The 13176-nt window shown below is 69.0% G+C and carries 10 protein-coding genes; 3 read left to right on the top strand and 7 right to left on the bottom strand.

The window, feature by feature from the left end; genetic code table 11:
* The first annotated feature begins 109 nt into the window (after positions 1-109).
* From F7R91_RS06200 to F7R91_RS06190, 3 genes are all read left to right on the top strand, one after another.
* Positions 110-1183, top strand: a complete 1074-nt coding sequence (locus F7R91_RS06200) for an AAA family ATPase (protein ID WP_150945599.1) — start codon at positions 110-112, stop codon at positions 1181-1183.
* Entirely contained in the window at positions 1180-2277 is a 1098-nt protein-coding gene (locus F7R91_RS06195) for a ParB/RepB/Spo0J family partition protein (RefSeq protein ID WP_150945297.1), read from the top strand. The genes F7R91_RS06200 and F7R91_RS06195 overlap by 4 nt, the downstream gene beginning before the upstream one ends.
* A gap of 321 nt (positions 2278-2598) precedes the next feature.
* Positions 2599-3216 (top strand): GNAT family N-acetyltransferase, encoded by a 618-nt coding sequence (locus F7R91_RS06190; RefSeq protein WP_150945295.1) that lies wholly within the window; start codon positions 2599-2601, stop codon positions 3214-3216.
* Positions 3217-3293: 77 nt separating this feature from the next.
* On the opposite strand, the gene trxA is transcribed toward F7R91_RS06190, so the two are convergent.
* The 7 genes from trxA to F7R91_RS06155 form a co-directional block, all read right to left on the bottom strand.
* Positions 3294-3626 (bottom strand): thioredoxin, encoded by a 333-nt coding sequence (gene trxA, locus F7R91_RS06185; RefSeq protein ID WP_150945293.1) that lies wholly within the window; start codon positions 3624-3626, stop codon positions 3294-3296.
* Between the two features lie 50 nt (positions 3627-3676).
* Positions 3677-4645, bottom strand: a complete 969-nt coding sequence (gene trxB, locus F7R91_RS06180) for a thioredoxin-disulfide reductase (RefSeq protein WP_150945291.1) — start codon at positions 4643-4645, stop codon at positions 3677-3679.
* 168 nt (positions 4646-4813) lie between these two features.
* Positions 4814-5734: an anti-sigma factor gene (locus F7R91_RS06175; RefSeq protein WP_150945289.1), complete on the bottom strand. Its 921-nt coding sequence runs from the start codon at positions 5732-5734 to the stop codon at positions 4814-4816.
* The gene (gene sigM / locus F7R91_RS06170; RefSeq protein ID WP_225320541.1) at positions 5731-6474 is read right to left on the bottom strand and encodes an RNA polymerase sigma factor SigM; all 744 of its coding nucleotides are present in this window, start codon (positions 6472-6474) and stop codon (positions 5731-5733) included. The genes F7R91_RS06175 and sigM overlap by 4 nt, the downstream gene beginning before the upstream one ends.
* A 38-nt stretch (positions 6475-6512) precedes the next feature.
* On the bottom strand, positions 6513-8210 hold the full coding sequence (locus F7R91_RS06165) for a protein kinase family protein (RefSeq protein ID WP_150945287.1): 1698 nt from the start codon (positions 8208-8210) through the stop codon (positions 6513-6515).
* 118 nt (positions 8211-8328) lie between these two features.
* The gene (gene murJ / locus F7R91_RS06160; RefSeq protein WP_150945286.1) at positions 8329-10572 is read right to left on the bottom strand and encodes a murein biosynthesis integral membrane protein MurJ; all 2244 of its coding nucleotides are present in this window, start codon (positions 10570-10572) and stop codon (positions 8329-8331) included.
* A gap of 44 nt (positions 10573-10616) precedes the next feature.
* Positions 10617-13004 carry a DUF6049 family protein gene (locus tag F7R91_RS06155; protein ID WP_150945284.1) on the bottom strand — a complete coding sequence of 796 codons (2388 nt, stop codon included), beginning with the start codon at positions 13002-13004 and terminating at the stop codon, positions 10617-10619.
* Between the last annotated feature and the right edge of the window lie 172 nt (positions 13005-13176).

The raw sequence follows: 13176 nt of genomic DNA, 5'->3' as shown, positions 1-13176 counted from the left end.
GGGCGCTGCTTCCGACGAGCCATCGTCCTCCCTGAGGGGCATGGAGTTGTCCACAGAGGTGGATTTCTCCACAGAACGCCAGGCCTCACTGGTTCACGACCCCGAAGGCATGGGAGGCTCTGTTCATTGCGAGCCTGAAGTCGAGGAGAGTGAATCCTTGCGGTCCGACGCCAACATCGCGGGACCGATGACCGATCCGGTCCCCGGTCCCCGTACCGAGTCCATCGGAGAGGATGTTTCACGTGAAACACCGCCCCCGATGGACGACACTCCGATCGGTCGTGCTGCCCAACTGGCGGTGGAGGCTCTAGGCCGCGCCGGCGAGGGCCTGCCACGGCCCGAGCAGACCCGCGTCATGGTGGTCGCCAACCAGAAGGGTGGCGTGGGCAAGACGACGACGACCGTCAACCTTGCTGCGTCGCTGGCTCTGCACGGTGGTCGTGTCCTGGTGATCGATCTCGATCCCCAGGGCAATGCGTCCACGGCGCTGGGTATCGACCATCACGCCGAGGTTCCCTCGATCTACGACGTCCTGGTCGAGAGCAAGCCGCTCGCAGATGTCGTCCAGCCGGTCCCGGATGTGGAGGGACTCTTCTGCGCCCCCGCGACGATTGATCTCGCCGGTGCGGAGATCGAGCTGGTGTCCCTCGTGGCCCGCGAGAGCAGGCTGCAGCGGGCGATCCAGGCCTATGAGCAGCCGCTGGACTACATCCTCATCGACTGCCCGCCCTCGCTGGGTCTGCTGACCGTCAACGCGCTGGTGGCCGGGCAAGAAGTCCTCATCCCTATTCAGTGCGAGTACTACGCGCTGGAAGGCCTGGGCCAGCTGCTGCGCAATGTCGACCTGGTGCGGGGGCACCTCAACCCCGCTCTCCATGTGTCGACCATCCTGCTCACCATGTACGACGGCCGGACGCGGCTCGCGTCCCAGGTCGCGGACGAGGTGCGCAACCACTTCGGCGACGAGGTGCTGCGGACGAGCATCCCCCGCTCGGTCCGTATCTCCGAGGCGCCGAGCTATGGCCAGACGGTGCTGACCTACGATCCAGGATCGAGCGGTGCCCTGTCTTATCTTGAGGCGGCACGAGAAATCGCGCTGAAGGGCGTCGGCGTCAACTACGACGCGACGCACGCCCACATCGGCGCACAAAGCGACCCGAGCATGGTGGAGGGGATCCAGTGAGCGAGCGACGGAGGGGGTTGGGCCGTGGTCTCGGCGCACTGATCCCTGCTGCCCCGACGGAGAAGACGGTGGCCCAGGCCGCGCTGGGGGGCGCCTCCACGTCCCCTGCGGCTTCCCCGGTGCTGACCGCCGAACGTGGAGTGGCCGCGGCCAAGGTCACCACGCTGCCGCCTGTTTCACATGAAACCGAGGAGCCGTCGACCGACGGATCCGTGGAGATGCCGCCCGCTCCTGTCGGCGCCCACTTCGCGGAGATCCCCCTCGACTCCATCACGCCGAACCCGCGCCAGCCGCGTGAGGTCTTCGACGAGGACGCGCTGCAGGAACTCGTCACCTCCATCAAGGAGGTCGGCCTCCTCCAGCCGGTCGTCGTACGGCAGCTCGGTCCCGCGCGCTACGAGCTCATCATGGGCGAGCGCCGCTGGCGGGCCTGCCGTGAGGCGGGGCTGGAGGCGATCCCGGCGATCGTGCGGGCCACGGATGACGAGAAGCTCCTTCTGGACGCCCTGCTGGAGAACCTCCACCGGGCTCAGCTGAACCCGCTGGAAGAGGCAGCCGCCTACGACCAGTTGCTGAAGGACTTCAACTGCACGCACGACCAGCTGGCGGACCGCATCGGCCGTTCCCGTCCGCAGGTCTCGAACACTCTGCGACTGCTGAAGCTCTCGCCGAGGGTCCAGAATCGGGTGGCCGCCGGGGTGCTCACCGCCGGGCATGCCCGGGCGCTGCTCTCGGTGGAGGACCCGGAGGAGCAGGAGCGGCTGGCGTACCGGGTCGTGGCCGAGGGGCTCTCGGTGCGGGCCGTGGAAGAGATCGTGACGCTGATGGGCTCGCGGCCTCAGACGGCCCGTCGGTCCAAGGGCCCGCGGGCCGGCGCCCGTGTCTCCCCTGCGCTGACCGACCTGGCGACCCGACTCTCGGACCGCTTCGAGACGCGGGTGAAGGTCGAGCTGGGCCAGAAGAAGGGCAAGATCACCGTCGAGTTCGCCTCGCCCGAGGATCTTGAGCGCATCCTCAACACGCTCGCCCCCGGCGAGAGGCTCGCTCTTCAGAAGAGCCTCATGGAGAGCGAGAGCGAGGACTCGGAGGACTGAGCCTCTGGTCGGGCGGGAGGCAACATCCTACCCGACCATGCGGGCCGTGTCCGGTGTGTACCGGACACGGCCCGCTCTTTGCTTTCAGGCGGTATCGATGCAATCGCATGGTGGATACGATGCGTTCGGGTATGGGCATGCACTCGAGAGCACCCTCTGAGGAGAGGCAGGGGCCATGCGAACGGTGAGCCGCACCGGACTGGTGAGCGCGGGCCTGGGATTGGGGGCGGTCGGCGGATTCGTCGGCAGCCTGCTCAGGGAACGGAGCGCTCTGACGGCCGCCCGCGACGCGGCGGGCGAAGGAAGCGAGGATCAGCCTTCATGGGGCGTCGGCTCGTACCGCTCACGCTGGACAACCTTCAGGACCTTCCCAAGCGCTGTCGCACGTGCGTCTTCTGGGAGCTGGATCCAGTCAGCGGCGAAGCAGCGGTAAAGGCAGGCACACCCGCCCTGGAGAAGGAAGCCTGGATCTCCGCCGTCCTGTTGGACTGGGGGTCCTGCGGCCGGGTCGTCTACGTCGACGACGTACCGGTGGGCTTTGTGCTCTACGCCCCTCCCGCGTATGTCCCCCGTTCGACGGCGTTCCCCACAAGCCCCGTCTCACCCGATGCGGTGCAGCTGATGACCGCGTTCATCATGCCGGGCTATCAGGGGCAGGGGCTGGGCCGGGTGATGGTCCAGACGGTCGCCAAGGATCTGCTGAGACGGGGCTTCAAGGCGATCGAGGCATTCGGAGACGCACGCTGGAAGGAACCGGCCTGTGTCCTTCCTGCCGACCATCTCCTGGCGGTGGGATTCAAGACCGTCCGGCACCATCCGACGTACCCCCGGCTGAGGCTGGAGCTGCGGTCGACGCTCTCCTGGAAGGAAGACGTGGAGATGGCGTTGGACCGGCTCCTCGGGGCCGTACAGAAGGAACCGGCACTGCGGCCCCTCTGACCGGACCGCATCCGCTCGACTTCAAAGCGAATGGGCCGGCCCTTCCGGGTCGGCCCATTCGTGTTTCACGTGAAACGTCACTCGGCGATGAAGTCCTCGAGGTCGCGGACGATCGCGGCCTTCGGCTTCGCGCCGACGATGGTCTTGGCGACCTCGCCACGCTGGTACACGTTCAGAGTCGGGATGGACATGACGCCGTACCTGGCGGCCGTACCCGGGTTCTCGTCGATGTTGAGCTTGACGACCTCGATCTTGTCGCCGTACTCGGCGGCGATCGCCTCGAGGGACGGCGCGATCTGGCGGCACGGACCGCACCAGGCGGCCCAGAAGTCCACCAGTACGGGCTTGTCGCTCTTCAGGACGTCCTGCTCGAAGGAGTCGTCAGTCACATTCTTCAGGGTGCCGGCCACGGCGGGCTCCTTAACTTGATCGTGCGGTGGGGCGGATGGGGATGAGGGTGTCAGACGGTGGCCGTCTCGGGGTCGGCGTTCTCCTCGTCCGCGAGGGCGGCGAGGAAGCGCTCGGCGTCGAGGGCGGCGGAACAGCCGGTGCCGGCAGCGGTGATCGCCTGGCGGTAGGTGTGGTCGACGACGTCGCCGGCGCCGAAGACACCGGTCAGGCTCGTCCGGGTCGAGGGCGCGTCCACCTTCAGATAGCCTTCGTCGTCCAGCTTCAGCTGGCCCTTGAAGAGCTCGGTGCGCGGGTCGTGGCCGATCGCGATGAACAGGCCGGTCACCGGAAGCTCGGAAGTCTCACCGGTCTTGAGGTTGCGGAGCGTCAGCCCCTCCAGCTTCGGGTTGCCCTTGATCTCGGCGACCTCGCTGTCCCAGACAAACTTGATCTTCGGGTCGGCGAACGCGCGCTCCTGCATCGCCTTGGAGGCGCGCAGCGTGTCACGGCGGTGGACGATCGTCACGGACTTGGCAAAGCGCGAGAGGAAGGTGGCCTCCTCCATCGCGGTGTCACCGCCGCCGATCACGGCGATGTCATGGTCCTTGAAGAAGAAGCCGTCACAGGTGGCGCACCAGGAGACGCCCCGGCCGGAGAGGGCGTCCTCGTTCGGCAGTCCGAGCTTGCGGTGCTGGGAGCCGGTGGTGATGATGACGGCCTTCGCCTTGTGGACCGTGCCCGCCGTGTCGGTGACAGTCTTGATCTCACCGGTCAGGTCGACACTCACGACGTCGTCCGGGAGGAGCTCCGCACCGAAGCGCTCGGCCTGGGCGCGCATGTTGTCCATGAGCTCGGGGCCCATGATGCCGTCCCGGAAGCCGGGGAAGTTCTCCACCTCGGTGGTGTTCATCAGTGCGCCGCCCGCGGTGACGGCTCCCTCGAACACCAGCGGCTTCAGCGACGCACGCGCGGTGTAGAGCGCCGCCGTGTAGCCGGCGGGCCCGGAGCCGATGATGATCACATTGCGGACGTCGCTCACGGCTTGTTCCTCGTCTCTGGACTGCGTCGAAGGTCCGGCGGGAGCCCTTCTCGGGACTCTCACCCCACCCAACGGATCCTACGGGGCGCGCATTCCCACTGTGTCCGGGCACACGGAGACACCGGACCGTGCGGGACACCACGCAGCACGCAGGCGAAGCGTTTGTCCTCAGGAGCGCGCGTAGGACTTCTTCAGCAGAACCTCGGCCTTGGCGGACGACGGATGGTCCACACAGGTCGCGTCGACGATGTACGCCGTGACCCGGGGGGTGCCGGACGCGTCGGGCAGCACCACGAGCAGTGCGTCCTTCCCCTGATAGGTGCCCTTCTCGGTGGCGAGTGCCGCGTCGTTGCGGCCGATGCCTTGCCGGACGCATTCGGGAACCGTGGGTTTTTTGAGGACCCTGGGGGAGTCGGTACCGGCATTGCTCTCCACGCCCAGGCCCTGCGGAGTACGGGAGCCGTCCACCGACTTCTGGCCCTTGGCGAGGAGGTCGGCGACCTGCTGCTCCAGCTTTCCCGCGGAGAACGTGTCCGAGGCGGCCTCCTGCTCGCCCACCGCAGGACCGGATGGCCCGCCGCCGAGGGACGACACCAGCAGGGAGCCGAGTCCCAGGGCGGCGGCCGTGAAGACAGCGCCCAGGACGGCGACCCTGCGGCGCCCTCCCCTCTTGCGTTCCTTGCGGCCCGGTCCCGTGGTCGAGGTGCGGGCGTGGCCCGAAGGGCGGTCCGCCGTGGCCGGTGTTTCACGTGAAACACGCGTGCCGTCGTCCGCGTCGGGCGCGGTCCGGGACGATGCGGCGGGCGCCGGTGTGTCCAGGGCATCGGGTGTGGTGGCGTGGAGCAGGGCCTCCGCGGCAAGGGCGGCATCGATCCGCCCCGCGACATCGGCGGGCATGCGGGGCGGTCCCGGGAGCGTCCCGAGCAGCCCCCGGATCTCCTCCAGCGACGCATGGACATCGGCGCACAGGTCGCACTCGTCCAGGTGCTGCCGTACGTCCGAGGTCCGGGACGGCGGGAGCAGGCCTTCGGTGAGGTCGGAGATCTCCGCGACATCCGGGTGCCCGGACGCGTCCGTCGAGGATGTCACGCTCGCCCACCTCCGCCCTTCACTGCAGCTGAATCACTTGGCCCGGTATCCGGCGGATCCGTTTTCCGCGGTCCCGCTGCGGGTGGGACGGATGTCCCCTGCGCCCGGTTCCGTCCCGGGGCCGGTTCCTTGCTGTCACCGGAACTTTCCGGCCGTAGATGGGTCAGCAGGGGCAGCAGTCTGGCTCTGCCGCGCGCACAGCGGCTCTTCACCGTGCCGGTGGGGACATCGAGCATCCGGGCCGCTTCGGCGACGGGATAGCCCTGCATGTCGACGAGGACGAGGGCGGCCCGCTGGTCGGGGGGAAGGGTGCCGAGCGCCTCGAGGAGCTGGCGATGCAGGTCGTTGCGCTCCGCCGGCGCCGAGGCCGACTCGTGCGGCTCCAGGAGTTGTTCCAGGCGCTCGGTGTCGTCGACCGGAGAGGTCTTGCGCGAAGCCGCCTTGCGGGCACGGTCGAGACAGGCGTTCACCGTGATCCGGTGAAGCCAGGTCGTGACGGCCGACTGGCCGCGGAAGGTGTGGGCGGCCCGGTAGGCGGAGACAAGGGCGTCCTGCACCGCGTCAGCGGCCTCCTCGCGGTCCCCGAGGGTCCGCAGGGCCACCGCCCAGAGCCGGTCGCGATGCCGCCGGACGAGCTCACCGAAGGCGTCGGGGTCGCCTTCGACGTGGCGAGCGAGCAGGTCCGCATCTGTTGCCTCGGTGTCGATGTGATCACCTCTCGCCCCCGACCCTGCCGTCAAGGAAACAGTAATTCGTACGGGAGTGGACGGGCAGTGGGTCAGCTCGTCACCTTGATGTCCGCCACTCTGCCGCGATACTGCCCGTCGTCCTGCAACGGCAGGTTGGTCAGCCACAGCAGCAGGTACCGGCTCTTCACGGACTTGCCGGGCTTGAGCGACACGGTCGTGCCCGAGCCCTCGGCAGCCTTGGTGTAGGCGTCGAACGAGGCCGGCATGGAAGCCGCGTCCGTGCCCGCGGTGAGGAGTTCGACCGACGTGTCACCCACGAAGGTCACGGTCACCTTCCCGACCTGCTGGACCTTGCCGAGGTCGAGGACGACTCCGAGCCCCGACTTCAGCCGGCCGAAGTCGGCGCTCGTGTAGAAGTCCGTCTGCCAGTAGGTCGCGGTGCTGGAGTCGAAGACCTTCCCCACGTCACCCGGCTTCTCGGACTGGTCGCCGAAGGGGTCGAAGTCGTGGACTTCGCTGATCGGGACCGGCTTGCCGGCAGTCGCAGGCTTCTTCGAGCTCTTGTCGTTGCCGTCCGTCGGCTGGGTCTGGTTGGTGTCGTCGGACTTCTTGCCCTGGTCCATGAGCGCGTCCGCCAGCTGCCAGCTGCCAAGACCGAGCGCGGCGATGAGCAGTGCCGAGACGGCCCATTTGAGGACCTTGCCCGTACGGCTCTGCAGTGGGGCGGGAGGCGGCGGCACCGGCTGCGTGGCGCCCGGGTGCGATGCGGGGCGGCCGTACGAGCCCTGCTGGTACGTTGTGCGCTGGTATTCGGGCGGGGCGGCGAACGCCGGCTCCGGCGGGCGGATGCGGGGCATCTCGCCGATCGCCTTCACGAGTTCCTCCGGTGTCGTGCACGGCGACTCATGACGGGAGGCGGTCGCGCCGTCGTTGGCGAGGGCCCGCATGGAGAGCTCGGACAGCCCGCGATGGACTCCGGCGCGCACCTGGTCGGGCGGGATGAGGCCGACGTCCTTGGGCAGGCCCGACAGACCGTAGGCGTCACTTTCGTACGGCCAGCGCTGGGTGAGCGCCGCGTACAGCAGGGCGCCGATCGCCTCCGTGTCGGTGCGCTGGGGTGTGCCCGAACTGATGCCGCGCAGCGCGGCATTGACGGCGAGTCCGCGGATGCGCCACTGCCCGCTCGAGGTACGCAGCACCGAGTTCGGATTCAGGCGCAGATGGGCGAGGCCCTCGCGATGGGCGGCGGCCATGGCCGAGGCGACCTGACTGACCAACTGGTAGGCGTCGTACGCCTCCAGCGGACCGGGAGCGAGGAGCGTGGTCAGCTCGGTCGCGTCGGGAAGCCACTCGTGGACGACGTAGACGAGGTCGTTCTCCTCGACGGCGTCCAGGACCTGGACGAACCGGGGATCGCCGAGGAGTGCGGAGGAACGGGCCGCTGCAAGGACGGAACGGGCCCGTGTGTGGTCCGCGGGCAGGATATGGACGCCGACGGCACGACGGAGCTTCTCGTCGACCGCACGCCAGCTGCTGAAACCGTCCAGACGAGTGACGCACTCCTCGAGACGGTAGCGTCTGGCGAGTTTGTGGCCGCTGTGCAGCTCGGGTGGTGAGACCTTTCCGGGACTCTCGGTCCCGCCACTCCCCTGTGCCTCGACGTTGTCCGTGTCCCGCTCCCGGTTCTGGGCCTCCCCGTCGGCCGTGGACTGGTCCGCCTTGGCGGTCAGCGGCTCGTCACCGCTGTTGTCTGCCACGTCGACGGCAGCCGTGCTCCGTTCCGCCACCGTCGTTCCTGCCTCCCCATCCAATGCGCGCCATGTGACGCGGAATCCAATTGTGCCCACAGTCCGCCGCTATGCACGACACACGATGGCGGACGATGGTTGTGCGCGTACCCCCGCCTCACCGCCCCAGGCGTCCACGGACCATGCCCACAAGCGAGTTCAGCTCCTCGATACGCATGCGGCGCGCGGCGACGTAGAAGATTCCGAGCAGTACGGCCCCGCCGACCAACAGCGCCGTGAAGGAGCCGAAGACGCCCTGACCGAGCGTGGTGCCGATCCCGTAGCAGGCCGCGCCCGCCAGCAGCGCTGCGGGAACCGAGGCGATGCCGAGCCGGGCGTACGTCCGCAGTACGCGGGCGCCGTCCAGGTCCCCGCGCAGCCGCTTGCGCAGCCGGTTCCAGGCGACGCCGACGCCGATCGCGTAGGCGAGACCGTATGCGGCGGCCATGCCGACCACGGCCCAGCGGGACGGGAGGACGACGTAGCAGAGCACCGAGGCGCCGGCGTTGACCGCGGCCACGATGACCGTGTTGTAGAAGGGGGTCCGGGTGTCCTCGTAGGCGTAGAAGGCCCGCAGGACGACGTACTGCACGGAGTACGGGATCAGGCCGAGGCCGAAGGCCATCAGCATGAAGCCCATGTTGGTGGCCTCGCTGGTGCCGGAGGAGCCGAAGATCAGCGTGCACATGGGGACGCCGAGGGCGAGGAAGCCGAAGGCGATCGGCACGATCGCGACCGCGGTGGTCCGCAGGCCCTGGGAGATGTCGTCGCGGACCGCGCCGCCGTCCCCGTCGGCCGCCGAGCGCGAGATCCGCGGCAGCAGGGCCGCCATCAGGGAGACGGTGATGATGGCCTGCGGCAGGCCCCAGATCAGCTGGGCGTTGGCGTAGGCGGCGAAGCCGGTGCCGTCGACATCGGACGTCTTGCCCGCGGCGGTGGACAGCTGGACCACCACCATGGCGCCCGCCTGGTTGGCGAGTACGAACAGGACGGTCCACTTGGCGAGCATCGCGGCCTTGCCGAGGCCGTGCCCCTTCCAGTCGAAGCGCAACCGCATCCTGAATCCGGTCTCGCGCAGGTAGGGGATCATCGCCAGGGCCTGCACGACCAGACCGAGCAGCACACCGACTCCGAGAAGCCGCTGGCCCTCCGCCGGAATGGTCGTGACCTGCATGCCGGAGTGGGCGGCGGTGCCGTACACCCAGAGGAACATGCCGAGCGTCACGATGATGACGATGTTGTTCAGGACCGGCGTCCACATCATCGCGCCGAACTTGCCGCGCGCGTTGAGGATCTGTCCCATCACCACATGGATGCCCATGAAGAAGATCGAGGGCAGGAAGTAGCGGGTGAAGGTGACGGCGACCTCGTTGGCCGCGGGGTCGCTGGCTACGGGGTTGGCCAGCATGCGGACCAGGAGCGGCGCGGCGAACATCGCAAGCCCGGTGAGCGCGGCCAGGGCCACCATCACCAGGGTCAGCAGACGGTTGGCGTATGCCTCGCCACCGTCGTCGTCCTCCTTCATGGCACGAACGAGCTGTGGCACGAAGACGGAGTTCAGGCCGCCGCCGACGGTCAGGATGTAGATCATCGTCGGCAGCTGGTAGGCCACCTGGAAGGCATCGCCGAGGAAGCCGACGCCCAGCGCCGAAACGATCAGCGCGGAGCGGATGAAGCCGGTGAGGCGGGAGACCATCGTGCCCGCCGCCATGACGGCGCTCGACTTCAGCAGGCCCGAGGCGCGGCCGCCCTTCTTCGCCGTCGGTGCGGGAGTGTCTGTGGGAGCCGGAGCGGGGGCCTCGGCCGCGACAGGCGGGGCCTCCGGCGGGTACTGCCCCGCGGTCGGTGCCTGGGCCGGGCCGGGCACCGACGGGTGGTCCGTCGGCGGACGCCCGCCGCCCTGCTGCTGGTCGCGGAAGAGGTGCGCGAAGGCGTCCGGCTCATGGCGTTCCCCGCCGGCCTGGGTCACGAGGTCGTCGACGCCCACGAACCGGGTCGTACGGGGGTCGTCGCCGTAGGGCAGGTACTGCGTCGGGCCCTCCGGTTCGGGCGCCGGGGTCTGCGCCCACACCTGCGGGTCGGGGGCGTACGGCGACTGGGGCGGCTGTGCGTAGAGCGGCTGCTGGGGCTGGTACGTGCCCGGAGGCGGCGGGGGGTGGGCGGCACGGTCGTAGAGGGCCTCGGCGACCGGGTCCTGGGCGTGGGGGTCCTGTGCCCGATAGGGGTCCTGGTCGTAGGCGTCCTGGAGGTACATGTCCGCGGGAGGCTGCGGCGGTACCTGGCCGTGCTCGGGCGGCGGGCCCTCGGGGTGGCCCGAGCTGCCCGCGGCCTGGCCGCGGTCACCGTCGTACGGCGCGTTCATGGTTACCCCACCTCATCGTCCCGGGCCCACCGGCCACGACATCCTCAACGGTCCACTCTCTCACCCGTGCCGGACGGGTCGGCGCTTTCCGCTGGGGTGTCCGGTGCCGGGTCACTCGGCTGCTCCGGGTCGTCTGCCCCGGTCCGGGTGCCCGACTCCTCCTTGAGACGGTCATCGGGGGCCTCGGGGTTCTCCGGCTCTGCCACCGACTCGTCCGTCCCGTCCGGACCGGTTGCCTCGGCCTCGCGGGCGGCAGCGCGTTTGCGCTGCGTGTACATCCGGAAACCGGCCAGGACGAGCAGCAGGAAACCGCCGCCGATGACCAGCATCACGGTGGCCGTGAACTCGGTGACCTTCACGTCGAAGGTGACGGCGTCGCCGTACTTCTGGCCGTCCTCCGTGTACAGCTGGGCGATCACCGTGGCCTGGCCGTTGGCCTTGGCCGTCGTGGTGAACTTCACTGTCTGGCTGTGCCCGCCGGAGACCGTGACGGGCTGTTCCTCGTATGCGTCCCCGCCGATCTGGAGGCGCGGGCTGGTCGAGGTGAGCCGCAGCACCAGGTGCTCGACGCCCTGCACCAGGTTGTTCTGCACGGTCACGGGGATGGTGGCGCTGCGGCCGGAGAGCTTGGTGTCGGACTTGTCGATCAGCTTGACCTGGGCGGTCAGGCCGTCGAGATAGAGCTTCACACCGTCGCGATAGCCGGTCGCATCGGCCGCGTGACCACGCCAGGACGCGGACATCTCACGGTTCATGGCCCGCCCGAAGGGGGTCACCACCCGGGACTCGTCGTTGAGGATCACCTTGAAGTTGTCAAGTGCGTCCTGTGTGCTCGCGATCTTCTCGAAGGCCGCTCGCGGCAGCTCCTTCTTGCGCAGGGAGGAGGGGTACTCGGACGTGGACGGCACCTTCGTCGTGGCACCCGGATCCGGCTCGGCCTTGGCGGCCGCCGTGAGGTTCTGGGACTCGGACCAGTTCCCGCCCTGGAGGGCGGTGATCGCCCCGGCCATCGCCTGCGCCTGGCGCGCCGAGAGCATGCGCTGCGGGGCGACGACGATGCTGCGCTGTTTGCCGGTCTGGATGTTGAGGGCCAGGCTCTGGGCCAGGAACCGCTGTACGGCGAGCGTGGAGGTGGAGGCCTTCGTCAGGTCGCCCTGGAACGCCGTCGACATCCGGGCGTCCGCGACGACCGCCGTGGTGCCGCCGCCGATGGGGCGGGGCGCGGAGGGCGTGTACGGCAGGCCGCCGTTCTCTTCCAGGCTGTCGCTGCGGGCTATCACCTTGTCGGCGCCGGCGGAGGTGGCGACCTTGATGATCGACGGGTCGACGGCGCCGTTCATCGGCCAGGCGAAGTCGGTGACCGGTTTCACGTGGAGGATCGGCTCCACCGTGTTGGCGACGACGTCGGTGGCCTCCTTGAGGTGGCTCAGCGAGCCGGTGACGCTCGTGCCGTTATGGGCGAGGGAGGCCAGGTCGGGGTCGGCGAAGGGCAGGGCCACGACCTCCTTGTCGGCCACCGCCTCCTGCAGCTCGGCCAGCCACTGCTTGGCGAGCGCCTGGTGGGTGCCCGCGGTGGTGCTGCCGTCCTCGCCCTGAACCTCGTAGGTGCGCGTCATCGCGTCGACGGACGCGAGCAGGTCGGGGTCGAGCACCCAGGTGACGTCGAGGCCCTTGCCCAGCGACAGGAGCTGGTCCAGGCGGCCGCCGGGGGCGATCTCCTCGGCGAGGTCGTCGTTGAGGAAGACCGGCGTCTGCTGCTCGTTCGATCCCGTCTGGGCCGTCATGTGGACGGTGGAGACGAGCGGCCACAGATAGGTCGTCTTCGTCCTGGTGTCGGCTTCGTCGGGCTGCCACGGCAGGAAGGTGCGCCGGATGCCCAGCATCTGGTCCCAGGGCTGGGCGGGCGTCTGCCCGGACAGGGAGACGGCGAACTGGTAGACGCCGTCATCGCCCAGGTCGAGCTTGTCGACGGGCACGGAGATCGAGAAGTGCTCGGCGACGCCCGGAGTGAGTTTGGGGAACTCCGCCATGTACTTGCCGCCGACCTCGGTGCCGGTGGCGCCCTGGACGTCCGTGCTGTTCTTGGAGACGTCGTCGACGGAGGAGCGGGTGATCAGCTCGGGCCCCACGCGCAGTCCCACATGGGCGTCCGTGACGGGCTGCTTGCCGGTGTTCCTCACCGTGCCGGACACGGTCAGGGTGTCGCCGTCCGTGGGGACACTCGGGCTGAACGTGTCGAGGCTGATGGACACCGTGCCCGAGCCGTTGGCGGCCTTCGGGGAGTCCTGCGGCGCGGCGTGCACGGACGGGGCGGCGGGCAGCTGGAACAGGCCGGCCAGCAGGGGCGCAGCGGCCAGGAAAGCTCCGGTGCGCCGCAGCCACCGGCGGGCAGGTGAGGGACTCGTTCCCTGGAAGTCTGCCGCCTCGGCCACGCGTTCGTCCGTCCCTCGTCGTCAGTGGTCGTCGGAATGTGTGTCCACGCATCGTAACGATGCGCGCGAAGGGGAAGTGCCGCGGACTGCTCCGCAAGATCGGGAAAGTGCTCCGAGCTGTCCGTTATGTGTAGGTATAACGAGCCTGCACGTACGGGGCGCCTGCACGGCT

It is taken from the genome of Streptomyces luteolifulvus, assembly GCF_008806595.1.
In the GTDB taxonomy this organism is placed as follows: Bacteria; Actinomycetota; Actinomycetes; order Streptomycetales; family Streptomycetaceae; genus Streptomyces; species Streptomyces luteolifulvus.
This window is presented reverse-complemented; position numbering and strand designations above follow the sequence as displayed.

What these genes read in the sequence shown, in the direction of transcription:
- F7R91_RS06200 (WP_150945599.1), top strand. Translation starts at nt 110, where the DNA reads ATGGGAGGCTCTGTTCATTGCGAGCCTGAAGTCGAGGAGAGTGAATCC.
- F7R91_RS06190 (WP_150945295.1), top strand. Translation starts at nt 2,599, where the DNA reads ATGGGGCGTCGGCTCGTACCGCTCACGCTGGACAACCTTCAGGACCTT.
- murJ (WP_150945286.1), bottom strand. Translation starts at nt 10,572, where the DNA reads ATGAACGCGCCGTACGACGGTGACCGCGGCCAGGCCGCGGGCAGCTCG.